Annotated in this window: 11 protein-coding genes and 2 pseudogenes; 7 read left to right on the top strand and 6 right to left on the bottom strand. The window is 64.3% G+C overall.

The genetic code is table 11. The features are described from left to right. Positions 1-499: 499 nt before the first annotated feature. A pseudogene (locus AC0L23_RS38995) lies at positions 500-921 on the bottom strand (response regulator). A gap of 451 nt (positions 922-1,372) precedes the next feature. Here AC0L23_RS38995 and AC0L23_RS38990 point away from each other — a divergent pair. From AC0L23_RS38990 to AC0L23_RS38980, 3 genes are all read left to right on the top strand, one after another. Continuing rightward, positions 1,373-2,071 carry a Crp/Fnr family transcriptional regulator gene (locus tag AC0L23_RS38990; protein WP_198957604.1) on the top strand — a complete coding sequence of 233 codons (699 nt, stop codon included), beginning with the start codon at positions 1,373-1,375 and terminating at the stop codon, positions 2,069-2,071. Between the two features lie 153 nt (positions 2,072-2,224). Beyond that, entirely contained in the window at positions 2,225-2,602 is a 378-nt protein-coding gene (locus AC0L23_RS38985; protein ID WP_018459876.1) for an Hpt domain-containing protein, read from the top strand. A 122-nt stretch (positions 2,603-2,724) separates the two neighbouring features. Then, the gene (locus AC0L23_RS38980; RefSeq protein WP_018459875.1) at positions 2,725-2,973 is read left to right on the top strand and encodes a hypothetical protein; all 249 of its coding nucleotides are present in this window, start codon (positions 2,725-2,727) and stop codon (positions 2,971-2,973) included. 84 nt (positions 2,974-3,057) lie between these two features. On the opposite strand, the gene AC0L23_RS38975 is transcribed toward AC0L23_RS38980, so the two are convergent. After that, positions 3,058-3,681 carry a helix-turn-helix domain-containing protein gene (locus tag AC0L23_RS38975; protein WP_085358265.1) on the bottom strand — a complete coding sequence of 208 codons (624 nt, stop codon included), beginning with the start codon at positions 3,679-3,681 and terminating at the stop codon, positions 3,058-3,060. A 340-nt stretch (positions 3,682-4,021) separates the two neighbouring features. Here AC0L23_RS38975 and AC0L23_RS38970 point away from each other — a divergent pair, with 340 nt between their 5' ends. Then, the gene (locus tag AC0L23_RS38970; RefSeq protein WP_085358267.1) at positions 4,022-5,185 is read left to right on the top strand and encodes a hypothetical protein; all 1,164 of its coding nucleotides are present in this window, start codon (positions 4,022-4,024) and stop codon (positions 5,183-5,185) included. 545 nt (positions 5,186-5,730) lie between these two features. After that, positions 5,731-6,939 carry an EAL domain-containing response regulator gene (locus tag AC0L23_RS38965; protein ID WP_085358269.1) on the top strand — a complete coding sequence of 403 codons (1,209 nt, stop codon included), beginning with the start codon at positions 5,731-5,733 and terminating at the stop codon, positions 6,937-6,939. Between the two features lie 20 nt (positions 6,940-6,959). Here the strand turns inward: AC0L23_RS38965 and AC0L23_RS38960 are convergent, their stop codons facing one another. Then, positions 6,960-7,814 (bottom strand): NAD(P)H-dependent oxidoreductase, encoded by an 855-nt coding sequence (locus AC0L23_RS38960; RefSeq protein WP_085358297.1) that lies wholly within the window; start codon positions 7,812-7,814, stop codon positions 6,960-6,962. A gap of 92 nt (positions 7,815-7,906) precedes the next feature. On the opposite strand from AC0L23_RS38960, the gene AC0L23_RS38955 reads away from it, so the two are divergent. After that, on the top strand, positions 7,907-8,842 hold the full coding sequence (locus tag AC0L23_RS38955; protein WP_085358271.1) for a LysR family transcriptional regulator: 936 nt from the start codon (positions 7,907-7,909) through the stop codon (positions 8,840-8,842). An 18-nt stretch (positions 8,843-8,860) separates the two neighbouring features. Here the strand turns inward: AC0L23_RS38955 and AC0L23_RS38950 are convergent, their stop codons facing one another. The 3 genes from AC0L23_RS38950 to AC0L23_RS38940 all read right to left on the bottom strand — a co-directional run bounded on the left by AC0L23_RS38950 (position 8,861) and on the right by AC0L23_RS38940 (position 12,692). Then, positions 8,861-9,721, bottom strand: a complete 861-nt coding sequence (locus tag AC0L23_RS38950) for a DMT family transporter (protein ID WP_026233895.1) — start codon at positions 9,719-9,721, stop codon at positions 8,861-8,863. A 249-nt stretch (positions 9,722-9,970) separates the two neighbouring features. Next, a complete protein-coding gene (locus tag AC0L23_RS38945; RefSeq protein WP_085383880.1) occupies positions 9,971-10,951 on the bottom strand; it encodes a Bug family tripartite tricarboxylate transporter substrate binding protein in 981 nt (326 codons plus the stop codon). A 100-nt stretch (positions 10,952-11,051) separates the two neighbouring features. Then, complete coding sequence (locus tag AC0L23_RS38940) at positions 11,052-12,692, bottom strand: FAD-dependent oxidoreductase (protein WP_240543174.1); 1,641 nt, start codon at positions 12,690-12,692, stop codon at positions 11,052-11,054. A 113-nt stretch (positions 12,693-12,805) separates the two neighbouring features. Here AC0L23_RS38940 and AC0L23_RS38935 point away from each other — a divergent pair. Continuing rightward, positions 12,806-13,716, top strand: a pseudogene (locus tag AC0L23_RS38935) (LysR family transcriptional regulator). The last annotated feature ends 112 nt before the right edge of the window (positions 13,717-13,828 follow it).

Here is a 13,828-nt window from a genome sequence, read left to right as displayed (position 1 = left end):
CTTCACCAGCTGATTGTCCACGGTGTCCAGGCTCTCGCTGGTTTCCGTCAAAAACTCCCGCAACAGATCATCCATGAGCTACGCCTTACAGACCTGGATCTGGACCTCGACGCCCGAGCCGCGCTGGCATGAACGGAAGTCCCCACCTTGGATCGTTAGACATCCCCTTTCACGGTCCCGTTAATTTCATCCTCCGTGCTAATACGGATATTGAAGACAAGTTTGCCGTTCGACTGCATGGGACAGCGTTTTTCGGCAAAACCGGCCCCACGCCGCAGCGGCGAGACGCGTTAGGTGAACGTGCCGATAACGGCGGGACCAGGCGCGCGGGAAAGCCCTGCTTGTGAAGGACGATATGCGCGGTCTTCGCGCAAATTGTATCGAGCCGCCTGCAATCCGGGGCGGTCTCGCCACGTCGCCTGGTGCTCTGCCGGGATATGCATGACCCGCATTTGCGGTAAACGAACCGTTACCCGCGTCCGCTGCGGCCGGTGCCGCGCTAACCCAGGCGCGCGGCCGGGGCAAGCTCGCCCTGGGGACGGTGCTCCGCCAGGCAATCGTTGATGGCGGCGAGCAGCGCGTGCGGCGTGAACGGCTTGCGCAGACAGCGCGCCGCACCGAGTTCCAGCGCCATCCGGAGGAAATCCGGGGCCGGCGAATTCAGATTGCGAACGCGTAGCCGGACATCGCTATCAGCGGAACGGCCGGCGCGCGCTCGTGAAAGATTCTGACCGATTCGAACCCGCGCATGTGCGGCATGAAGATATCGATGATCATCAGATCGAACTGTTCGTGTTCGAGCGCACGAAGTCCGGCTTCCCCTCCTTCGGCGATCGTCACCCGAAAATTGTTGCGCTGGAGATAGACCTCGATGGCCATGCAGACCATCGGGTCGTCATCGACGACGAGAATATGGCGCAGATCTTCTGTCCCCGTTTGAGCTTCCCGATTTGGCGATTCAATAATTGAACCGTGGCGCACGCCATGCTCCTTTGCTCGAGAAATGGACTGTTGAGAGCGTCCTTCGGAGCCGGAAAGACGATTGACGCAGAATCTGCGGCCGCGCGGCGCCAAGGCAACTCCATGACGACGACGCGGCGCGGATGACCTCGAAACGCGCCGGATCAACCATGACCGCGAACAAGCTCCAAACCGATTCTCCAGCCGCACCATCTGGATCTGCTGGTTCCCAGCTCGGTAGGAATTGGGTCAGGGAATCTGTCTTGGCGAGGCCGACGTGCAGCGGCACTGACTGCGATCGGACGTCTTGTCCCAATTGCCAATATATCCCGACGGGAACATGATGGAACGTGGCCGAACGACAAGCAGTTTCCCGTGCTGGTCCGGGAGACGGGAGGCTACTTTGGAAACAATGGTACGTTCCTCCAACGGTTTCCTGTCCGCGCTGTCGGCGGACGATTATGAATTGATCCGCCCCCACCTGCGGACGGGCGATCTGCCGCACGACGCGGTGCTGGTCGCGACCGGCGAAACGCTCAAGCGCGCCTACTTTCCCCATCGCGGCGTCATCTCGCTGGTGGTGGAGCTCGCCAGGGGCGAGCACGTGCAAGTCGCCATGATCGGCCGCGACAGCCTGCTCGGAACGCTCTCTATCATGGGCGATGCCTGCGCGCTGAACACGGCCATCGTGCTGGTTCCAGGCTCCGCCTCGATGATGGACCTCGACCGGCTGCGCGTCGCGGCCGACCAGAGCTGCACCCTGCGGACGCTGCTCACGCGTCACGGACTGGCGGTCTACGCGCAGGTGCAGCAGACCGCGAGCTGCAACGCCGCTCATCCGGTGGAGTCGCGGCTGTCGCGCTGCCTGCTCCACACCCATGACCTCTCCGGCGACTACCGGCTGCTGCTGACCCAGGAGGCGATGGCGCAGATGATCGGCGCTCGGCGCAACAGCGTGTCGCTGGTCGCCAACACCTTGCAGCAGGCGAATTTCATTAACTACAGCCGCGGACACATCCAGATCCTTAACCTGGACGGCCTGCGCCAGACGGCGTGCGAATGCTACGCCACCGTGAAGGCGCAGTATGACCGGCTGCTCGGCCCGCGCTGACTGGCGCTGCGGCGTGGTAAACCGGCCGCTAATTCCGGCCCGCAAACACGGAATGTCCTGCTACCGGAACTGAAATCCAGATGCCGTAGACACGGATGTGCCGCGCGCGCCTGTACGGGCCGGCGGCAAACCGTGATCAAGGCAGGCCAAACCATGTTCGAAGTCACCGTCGCGCCTGCGCAAACAGTGCTTGATGCCGAACCCGCGCGCGAGCCGGGCGCGTACCAGGCGCTGGTGCGCGAGATCGGCGAGGATGGTGCTTGCGAAGTGCGCGACGTGTTCTGGAGCGAAACCTGCGCGCGTCTGCAATCGTTCCGCACGCTCTCGCTCGCGCAGCACCACGGCAGGATCGCCCGCGAAGCGCATTCGCTGAAGGGCGCGGCCGGAACGTTCGGCTATGTCAGGCTCGCGGTGCTGGCGCTGCGGCTGGAGAAGACCGCGGAGAGGCTCGGCGACGCCGGATTTTGCGACCTCCTGGACCTGATGGACGCCGCCTACGCTGCCGCGCGCGCGCAGGAGCCGGAGGGCTGACGCGCTCGCTCGAAACGCTCCAACCACTCACGCGTGCATGCCCGCCGTACTTCTACGGCTTGGGATTTTCACAGATGGCTAATCATAGGCAGCGATAGTCGCCGGAAACCAGGAGGGTTTCCATGTTCACCTACGAGACCGCGGACCAGAAAGAAGTTCGCCGCTTCCGCATCGCACAGTTCAACGGCCGGATGGCGACGGTGGCCGCTGGCGAGGCGACGGTGACCGGCTTCGTACGTTCGGTGCTGGAGCAGGAATCGAGCATGCCGCCCCGCTGGACCATCACGATCATTCCCAACGTGCCGAAGGACGAGCTCAAGCCGCTGCGGCCCTCGTCGCGCGCGCGTCCCTTCGCCGAAGATTATTTCTGAGCACGGTCGGAGCCGCGGGTCTTTTTCGAGAAATGCCTCACGCTTGGCCCTCGCCCGCTGCCGGGCGGCCCGACGCAAGGCCCTTCAGTCGATCGAATGCAGCAGCGCCGCACGGACGAGGTCCGCCGTGTTGCGCGCACCGAGCTTCCGCATCGCCTCGGCGCGATGGCTCTCGAAGGTGCGCGGGCTGATCTGCATCCGAAGCGCACCCTGCTTGTTCGAATAACCCTCGCTGATCAGCCTCAGCACCTCGCGCTCGCGCTTGGTCAGCCGCTTCTGGCCTGACAGGCCGAGGATTTCGGCGCTCGGCACGCGCTGCAGCTGTGGCGCGCGCGCGAACTTCGATTCGGCGCCCTCGGCCCTGGACGCGATCGGCAGGCCACCCGTGTGAGAACCGGCAAGCTGTTTGACGAGGCCACAAACCCGCTCGGTCTGCACCAGCGCATTCTCCACGACCCGCTGCAAATAGGCACGGCCGCCCGTCACCGGCGCGAGCTGATCGCTGTGATGCTTGATCTCGCCCATGTAGAGCAGGAGCGCCGTGAGGGGACCGTTGAGCTCGCGGGCGATGGCGGCTGCCATTTCGTCGGCCGCCTTGGCACGGGCGGCGTTCAGACGGACGGCATCGAGCTCTTCAGTTGGAGCGGCGTTGCCTTCGTACCATTCCGATGGCCGCGAATCAGTGGCCGTATCATTCTGTGACCCCATGTCACTCGTTTAGCGGAACCCAACGCGGTCTGTAGTTAACTTTTTGCTCCGTAAGACTACGGTGAATTTGGCAGTTTTGTGCTGAAACCCCGGCAGAGGCACACTTTATGCTTGAGTGGCAACGTCCCTCAACATTCTTAGGTTGCTGAACCTGCCCACATGATAGGCGGGTCACTCGACGCCTTCTTAACGATCAGATCCGCGCCGATTACCTGCGGCCTTGGATTTTACGGATATATTAACGGCAGCTTGCTTCTCTATGTCGCAATTGAGAGCGCGCAAATGCCTCCATGCATGGGGTCGGTAGGCCTGCTGGAAACGTTGCGGAAGATTGCGTGCCATGAACGAGATCGACCAGCTATCGAACTTCCTGCAGAAGCTGACGCCGCTGTCGCGCAGCTGCCTGCTCAGCGAGCTCGAACGGCTTGAGCTGTGCGGCATCGACATGCCGGGCTCGTCCGACCTGCAGTCCCGGTTGCGCGCCGAATTTCGCAAGGACGGATCGAACCAGGCGCGCGCCACCAGTCCCTCGCGCCATTTCTTTGCGCCGCTCGAGCTGCTTCTGATCGACGGCGCGCCCGAGCATGCCAACATGGGGCGGATCTCGCGCAACACCCTCACCCCGATCTGGGAGTGGATCTGCCGCGACCTGCTGCCGACCATGGCACGCGACTACATCAAGGCGATCAACGACCAGGTCGCCGCCAACAACCAGAAGGAAGTGCTGAAGATCGCATCGACCTTCCAGACCAAGGTCGTCAAGGTTCTCGAAAGCACCCTCGCATCAGCGGAGAGCACCGAGTTCGCGCGCGGCAAGCTCGCGCAATACACGGCATCGCGCACCGCCTTCGAGGACGTGAAGAAGATCCAACATGTGCTGCGCGCCGGCGCCGCGCTGCCGAAGTTCAACGACAGGCTGCCCGAGAAGATCGCGAAGTTCGACGACGGCACGGTTGATCAGATCACCGCCCGATTGGACGCCTTCAAGAAGGCCCATCCCGAGGCGCTGCCGTTCGCGCTGACGCTGGTGGCGAGGCGGCTGAAGACGTTCTGGCAATTGGTGCGCCTTGCCACCAAGGCCGCCGCGAGCAAGAGCGCCGCCGATGTCGCCGCCGCGCCCTATGCCTGCGTCGTTCACATGGTGCTCGACCAGCTCGACGACAGGCGCCTCGCCTTGCGCATCGCGCTCCGGCACAACCGGGTGCTGATTGCGCGCGACCTGCTCGCCGAGATCTACGAGACCGAATATGCGCTCAAGGTGCGGATCGACGGCATCGAGCATTGCGAATGGGGCATTCGGCTCCAGCAATTGATGGACGCGATCGCGGCGCTGGTGTCCGCCGAGGTGAGCCGCTTCCCCTCCAATGTCGGCCACATTCTCGGTTCGCGCCGGCTGCGCAGCCACGACACGTTCGGTGGCAAGCTGTCCTATCTGGCCTGGAAGGGACGCGATGCGATCGAGGACGGCGCGGCCGCGTTGCGCAAGCTGATCGGCCAAACCTGATCCCGCGCTAATGCGCGCGCGGCAGGCACAGGAAACGATCGAGAAATCGCCCTGACAGCACGAACCTGAACCACCAATACATTATTCGCCGCGACGTCATTGCTGCGATCCTCGACAGCCCACCACCGGCTGCCCAGAGCAATAGCGCACGTGCTGCAATCCGTTTGTGATGTGCTTCACATTGGCGCCAGCGCGCACCGACGCATTGTCGCAGAACCGTCACGAGCGAACCGGAAAAAATGCGCGCGTCGCGCGCAATTGAGGCGCTCCATTATTCAATTGGGCGAGGCGCGCGCGGCTTGGTCCAATTGCAGGACAGTGCGCGTACATGCAGCCGCACTGCACGTCGCGAGATCTCCAGTGATTGTCGCAACCCTGCGCCCGAAGCGCGGGTAGACGTAAAAACTTCCCGACCGAGATCCAGACAATTTTAGACGTGATGGGCGCTTTAACGTTACCCAGATAATTCGACAATCGACTGAAGCCTTCCATATTTGAAACTGCTCACGTCGCTAACACACCGCCACGGAACGGGAGTGCTTGCGATGAACGACGAAATTGTAGAACTCGCCGTCCGAAGGCCGAAGACCTTCGGACGGCGAAAGGTGAAGCCGCGCGCATGCGTCGCCGACGGCAAGCGCCATTTGCGGGCGTTTCTCGCAGAAGTGCTCGAGGATCTCGGCTTCGTCACCACCGAGTGCGCCAGTGCCGAGGAGCTGCAGAGCGTGCTGACGAGCGAATTGCCCGACCTGATCCTGCTCGGCATCGCCGCCGACGGCATCGAGCCCGGCACATTTCTGGAGACGCTGGTGCGCGAGGCCTTCGACGGCAGGGTTCTGACTGTGGGCGCCCGCGAGTCGATCATCGTCAGGGCCGTGCAGCAGGTCGGCGAGGAATACGGCCTCAAGATGCTGCCGCCGCTGACAACGCCGTTTGCCGCGGAGACGCTGCGCGACCGTGTCGCGATGCTGTTGCCCGAGGAGCCGGCGCCGAGCCCCGCCGTGCATGTCGGCGAGGCCCTGCACGCCGGCTGGCTCGAGCTCTGGTACCAACCCAAGATCGACGCGCGCACGCTGATCCGCAATAGCGCCGAGGCGCTGGTGCGGATGCGGCATCCGACCTGGGGCGTGGTGCCTCCGGCCTATTTCATCCCCGAAGAGAACGACCCTAATCTGCGCGACCTCTCCGAATTCGTGATCGAGCGCGCCATGCAGGACTGGCACTATCTGCTGGAGCAGCAGAGCCCGGTCGATCTCGCGATCAATTTGCCGGCGTCCTATCTGAAGGAGCCGCAAGCCGTGCGCGATCTCTGCCGGCGCATGCCGACGCATCCGGCGTTCGGCGGGCTGACGATCGAGATCGACAGCGAGGAAGCGATCCGCGATCTCGATCTCCTGGCCGAGGTCGCCCGCGAACTGCGTCTGCACAATATCGGCCTGTCGGTCGACAATCTCGGCGCCAACTGGCCGTCGCTGATGGACCTTGGAAAAATTCCATTCATCAAGCTGAAGGCCGACCGGCACTTCGTCACCGGCAGCGGCACTGATCGCCTCAAGCGCACGGTGTGCCGCCACATCGTCGAGCTTTCGCATGGCTATGGCGTGCGCGCCATCGCCGAGGGCGTCGAGAGCCGCGCCGACCTCGTCGCCGCCAACGAGCTCGGCTTCGACCTCGTGCAGGGTTTTCTGTTCGGCAAGCCGATGCCGCTGAAGAAGTTTGCGCGGAGCACGCTGACGCGGACGGTGATGGGGTGATTCCGTGCGCGAGCGGCGGATTACGCTGTTGCCGCGCACCCCTCAGCCGTCGAGTGCACGGAGCTCGTTTCACCCATTGGGCTGCGTGCCTCGACCTGTTCGACGTGAAGCGCGAAGCTGGTCGCGCCGGAATGCTCGAGTCCTGCGCGGAGCCGCATGCTCGGAATCAGGTAATCGCCGCCATTCTGGCGCCGGTAGGGAATCGGGGATGTCGTCGCAAGCGTTCGCATCCTCTCGCGCAAACGTTCGGCAGTCGCCTGGAAACCCGCTTCGTCCAGTTTGTCGGCCTTGTAGACGACGAACGGCGGAAGCACGTCATAGCCGGGATAATAGAGGATGCCGTGATTGATCGGGAACAGCAGGTCGTCGATCGGCCCGTTGATCCCGCGCGCCGAATAATGCTCCTGCCAGCCGCCGGCCGTCACGATCAGCATCGCGCGTTTGCCCGCCAGCCTGCCTTCGCCGTAACGGTCGCCCCACCGCTTGTCGCTGTGCTCGCCGACGCCATAGGCGAAACCGTAGGCGAACACGCGGTCGACCCAGCCCTTGAGGATGGCCGGCATGCTGAACCACCACAGCGGGAATTGCAGGATCAGGACGTCCGCCCACAGCAGCTTCTCGATCTCGGCCTTGACGTCCGCCGTGAGCGTGCCCGACTCGAACGCCTGCTTGGAGGCGGCGGCCGGCGCCAGCCGCGCGTCCGGCGGCAGCAGTGGAAAGTCGGCGCGGCCGACCTCGGATGTCCATCCCTGGGCGTAAAGGTCTGACACCCGCACCTCGTGTCCCTCAGCCTCGAGTTCTCTGACGGCAACGTCGCGGAGCGAGCCATTGAGGGAGCGCGGCTCGGGATGAGCGAAGACGATCAACACTTTCATGATCAGCACCTCGGTTGATGATTGCGAGCAGCAGGTAGCGCCTCCGACTGCAATCCGGTAGTTGTCGCCGATGGATAGGATCATGCCGAAATATGGATAGATCGGACGTGACGCTCGAACGCATGCGCAGCTTCGTGCGCGTGGCCGAGCGCGGAAGCCTGTCCGCGGTCGCGCGCGAGCTTGGTCTCGGCCAGTCGACAGTGACGCGGCACCTTCGGGAACTGGAGCAGGCCGTCGGCGTGCCGCTGCTCACGCGGACCACGCGCAGCGTGACGATGACGGAAGAGGGGCGCCGCTATTACGCCGACTGCGTGCAGATCCTGCGCCTGGTCGAACTCGCCGGCGACGAGGCGCGCAGCACACGCGGCGCGCCTGCCGGAACGGTACGCGTCTCCTGCACCGCGGCTTTCGGCGTGCTCCACGTCAGTCGTCTGGTGTTCGCGTTCCAGGACCGCTATCCGGACGTGGCGGTGGATCTCAGCCTGACCGACGAGCGGATCGACCTTGTGCGGGAAGGTGTCGATATCGCCCTGCGCCTGGGGCCACTCCCCGACAGCTCGATGAAGCTCAGGCTGCTGGGTCAATCGCGGCGGGTGCTTGTGGCCGCACCGGACTATCTGGCTTCGCGCGGCAGGCCCACGCGCCCGCAAGATCTCGCCGGCCACGAGGGTGTCAGGATGTCGAACATCGCCGGCAGCGACGTGCTCGTGCTGCACGGGCGCCGCGGCGGCCGCCATGTGGTCCCGTTCGCAGGGCGGCTGCGGGTGGATCACGGGCTTGCCGCACGCGAGGCGCTCGTGGCCGGGCGAGGCATTGCGCCGGCGCATCTTTGGCTCGTCGACGACCTGCTTGCCTCCGGCCAACTTGAGCGCGTGCTTGAAGACTACGCGCCGCCGTCCGTTCCGCTCAACATGCTGATCGTGCCGGAGCGGTCCGGCATCGCGCGGGTCCGGCTGCTGGTCGATTTTCTCGCCGAGGGGATCGCGCGGCTGCCGGGCATTGAAAAGCCGCAACCGGGCAAGAGGTAAGGCCAGATCAATTCGGCCTCAGGCAAACCGCCGCGCGAAGAAGACACATGCGACCACCAGCGCGGTCGCCACGATCATGCTCCAGGCAACCGGTTCGTGCAGAAGCAGGCCTGCAAGCGCAAGGCCGAAGAACGGCTGGAGCTGCTGCAACTGGCCGACGCGGGCGATGCCGCCGATCGCAAGCCCGCGGTACCAGAAGATGAAACCGACGAACATGCTGAAGACCGAGACGTAGGCGAGCCCGATCCAGGCGGGCACACCGACGCCGCTCCATGTCGAGGGCCAGGTTAGAATCGCGACCGGCACCATCAGCGGCAGCGACAGCAGCAGCGCCCAGGAGATCACCTGCCAGCCGCCGAGCCGGCGCGACAGCGCGGCGCCTTCGGCATAGCCGAGCCCGCACAGCACGATCGCCGCGACCATCAGCAGATCGCCGGTCAGCGATGCGGTGCCGTCGTTGGAGAGCGCAAAGCCGGCGACAGTGGCGCTGCCCAGAATTGCAAAGAGCCAGAACATCGGCTGCGGCCGCTCGCCGCCGCGCAGCACGCCGAAGATCGCGGTCGACAGCGGCAAGAGGCCAATGAAGACGATCGAATGCGCCGAGGTGATGTGCTGCAGCGCAAGCGCCGTCAGCAAGGGAAAGCCGACCACGACGCCGATGGCGACGATCGCGAGCGAGACGAGATCCTTGCGCTGCGGCCGCGCCTGACGGAGCAGGCCGAGCACGGCCACACCGATCAGCGCCGCGATGACCGCGCGCGCCGAGGTCAGGAACAGCGCGGAAAACCCGCCGACCGCCACGCGGGTCGCCGGCAGCGATGCGCTGAAGATGATGACGCCAAGAAGCCCGTTGCCCAAGCCGCTGCCGGAAGAGTGCATGCCCATCTCGCCTTGTCGGTGGTGATCCGAACTGGCGAGGCCAGCCGGTGTCGCGACGATTACCTGTAAGCCTTCCGGGGCCCAACAACAAAAAGCGCGAAAACAACCCCATGCACAGTAGCCGGAAGCTGCAAGATCAATGACTTACGCCGGGGCGGAATCGTGTTTCTAGACCGCGATCGTGATGCGGCGGGCGCTGAAGGCGAGCCGGGGATGATTGCCGACGAGCAGCAGGGCTGCGTGGGACACTTAATTCGCCTTGATGCCCGCTTCACTGATCAGCTTGCCCCATTTCGAGCTTTCGCTTTGGATGAAGCGGCTGAACTCCTCCGGCGAGGTCGGTGCAGGCTCTGCGCCAAGCGTCCGGATCTTCTCGACCACCGATGGATCCTTCAGGGCCTTTCCGAAGGCTTCGTTCAACCGGCCGACGATATCGGCTGGCGTGCCGGCCGGAGCAACCAGCCCGAACCAGCCAACGGATTCGAAACCCGCAATACCGCTCTCGGCGAGTGTCGGCACATCAGGCAAGGACGACAGACGCTGCGCAGACGACACACCGATGGCGTTGAGCTTACCTTCGAGGATCAGTTGCCTCGATGCGGGGATATCCAGTACCGCGAAGGGGACGTGGCCTGCGAGAACATCGACCGTCGCCGGCGCGGTCCCGCGATAGGGGACCAGCTCCATGGCGATCCCGGTCTTCTGCGTGAACAGTGCCGCGGTCAAGTGCATGGCGGTCGAATTGCCGCCATGCCCGACCGACAACGCGCCCGGCTTGGCCTTGGCGAGCGCGATCGATTCCGCGACCGTATGCGCCGACACGTTCGCTGACGCAACCAGCACGAAGGGAATTTTCGCGAGCAGGGTGATCGGCGCAAGATCCTTCGGATCGAACGGCATCGACGAATTGAGATGCGGATTGACCGTCAGGCTGCCTGCCGGCGCAATGCCGAGCGTATAGCCGTCAGGCTTGGCCTGCGCGACCGCGGCCATGCCGATGTTGCCTCCAGCACCCGCGCGGTTCTCGATCACGAGACCCTGTTTGAGCTCGGCAGTGACCAGCGGTTCGAGCGCGCGGATGACGGTATCGGCGCTGCCGCCGGGCGGAAAGGTCACGATGATCTTGATCAATTGCTCGGGATAGACCGCTCGGACCGCCTCCAGCGGCAGCACGGCGAAACTCGCGGCCGTCAGCACGGCCAAAATGCGGCGGCTTGCAACGTGAAACACGTTTCCCTCCTGGTGCGAGTCTTTTTTTGTTTTGTGAACCACGACTTTGTAAATAACCTGCCGGCGGACTTCGCCGCGAGACCGTCCGCTTCAAACCGCCTTACGCCGAAGCGCCGGTGATGCGCGTCAGCAAGCCTTGTGGGTCCGCTGGCGCGGCCTGCCCGCGCCAGGCGATGTGCTGATCGGGCCGCGCCAGCACCAGCTTCTCGGCATACGCGCCGTTCGCTTCGTCCGGCGCAATGTCGAGCAGCGCGAGCGGAATGCCGCGCTGCTCTGCGGCAGACTTCAATGGCGCTACATCGATCGCCGGATCGAACCGCAGCAAAGTGTAGCCGACGCCGAAGGCATCGTAGAGCGATCGCCCGTCCCGCAGAAACAGGTGCGGCGCGCGAGCGCCCGGCACGGTGGAGGGGGTGAAGCTGCCCATCGCGTAAGCGGGCGGCGTCTCGCCGTCATAGGCGATGATCGGCGAGGCATCGTAATAGTAGCCGAAGTTCAATCCGGCACAGCAATATTGCTGCACGTTGAGATCGTAGGCCGCCCTGGCCAGCGCTGCGCGCGCGGCGTGGCCGCGCGGCGTGTCGTCCTCGATCTCCGCGGAGACTCCACCACGCTGCGCCATCATCTTCATCGCATGGTCCATGGCAAAGCGCGACACCTGTTCGGTGATGGGCTGACGCTCCGCCTCGTAGGCATCCAGGATCGAAGCCGGCGCCCACCCGTTCAGATGCGCCGCCACCTGCCAGCACAGGTCGACGGCGTCCGCAATCCCCGCATTCATGCCGTAGCCCGCATACGGCATCCACAGATGCGCGGCGTCGCCGCAGATGAAGACTCTGCGGTCGCGGAAGCGATCGGCGACAAGCCGGCGGCCGACCCAGTCCTCCTTGCTGAGGACGCGGTATTCGAAGCGCTCGTCGACGCCGAGAATGGCGCGGATCGCCCAGTCCCGATCGACCGAATCAAATTCGGGCTCGTCTGGCTTCAGGTGATTATGGATCAGCCAGCGGTCCTGACCGTCGATTGCCACCGTCGTGCCTGAGCGTCGCGGGTTGAGCGAGAGCACCATCCAGGCCGGCTTGTGCGCGCCCATCAGCTCCTTGAGCTGCGGCGCTTCGATGAAGGTCGATTGCACGCGCTGGATCACCGGCGTGCCGGACAGGTTGGCGCCGATCGATCTGCGAACCAGGGAACGGCTGCCATCGCAACCGATCACAAAGGAAGCCTCGATGCGGAGCGAGCTTCCGCTGTCGAGGTCGCGCGCCAATGCGACCACATGGTCGTCATTCTGCTCGATGTCCGTGATTTCCGTGCGCGCCAGAATGGTGATGCGCGACTGAGCGGCGGCATGGCTGAACAGGATCGGCTCGAGATAGACTTGGTTGATCCGGTGCGGCGGCTCCGGCGTCGGCCACCAGGTGTCGGGGCCGCCGGTGGCGCTGTGGCGGCGTGCGCGCGAGGGAATGTCGATGCGGCACAGCTCGATGCCGGTCGCCGTGGTCCGGTAGGAGCAGTCGTTCGGGAAATCTGCGGGCAGGCCTGCGTCGCGCAGCTTTGCGGCGACGCCGAGCCGGCGGAAGATCTCCATCGAACGCGCCGAGACGTGATTGCATTTGACGCTGGGCGGATCGCCGGCATGGCGGATCTCCGCGACCACGACGTCGATCCCACGGGAAGCCAGATCCATCGCCGCGGTCAATCCGACGGGCCCGGCGCCCACCACCAGCACCTGTGTCCTCATGTTCGTTTCCAATCCCTTGGCGATCGCCGCTTCACCGACCACGGCATGCATTTTATTGCATGCTCGCTTATGTGATAAGCCGGAAAGAACTCATCAATTCATGAGCTTTGCCTATGAACGTCACCTTACGGCAATTGCAGGCCTTCACCGGCGTGTACCGTACGCGCAGCATCACGCGGGCTGCGCGCGAGCTGGGGATCACGCAATCGGCGGCGAGCCTGTTGATCCAACAGCTCGAAGCGCAGCTCGGCGTCAAACTGTTCGATCGCTCCACTCGTTCGGTGCAGCCGACGCGGGCCGCTGACGAGGCAGTTCATGCCGCCGAACGGATGCTGGGCGATGCGCTGGGCCTGTCGCGGCGCATGCGTGACCTCGCGCAGGCGCGCGCCGGCCGAGTCGCGTTTCTCGCCTCAGCCGGTACCGCATCGGCACTGCTGCCCTCGGTGCTGGCAAAATTCCGGGCAGGCTATCCCGACATCGAAATCGACATGCGCGACGTCGCCGCCGACGATCTCGTTCCACGTCTGATCGCGACGGATGCGGAGTTCGCGATCGGCAGCGTCGAGGGAGAATTCGCGGAGCTGACGATCGAGACGCTGACCCGCGGCCGCCTGAGCGCCATCGGCCGGCGCACCCCCGACTTCGCGGCACGGCGCTCACTGACATGGGACGAATTGGATCAGATGCCGACGATCGCGATGCGGCGCGAGACGCGGATACGCATGCAGATCGATCAGGCGCTGGGGAGCCAGGGCAAGCACCTCAACCCGACCTATGAAGTGCGCTGATCAACACCGCGCTCGCCATGACGGCGCAGGGCCTCGGCCTTGCTATCCTTCCTGCGACGATGCTGCCGGCCGATCAATTTCCAACTCTGATCGCAAAGCCGCTGATACGCCCTGCCATCACCCGCCCGGTGTCGCTGCTGCAGCGCCAGGGTCGGACGCTGTCGCCGGCCGCGCAGGCGTTCGTGGCGACGGCGCGGACGGTGCTGGCGGAGCGAGAGCCGGCAAGATCAGACTGATCTGCCGAGCTTTCTGGAAAGCCGTTTTATTGTGGCGGTGAGCGGCCCGAGACATAGGTGACAAAACGTACCGGACACATGGGTTACACTTTCCGCTTTTGTTCTGCGGGAG

Source organism: Bradyrhizobium sp. MI1.4, from assembly GCF_055811315.1.
The sequence above is the reverse complement of the archived record's forward strand: the minus strand, read 5'-3'. Positions and strand labels throughout refer to the sequence as shown.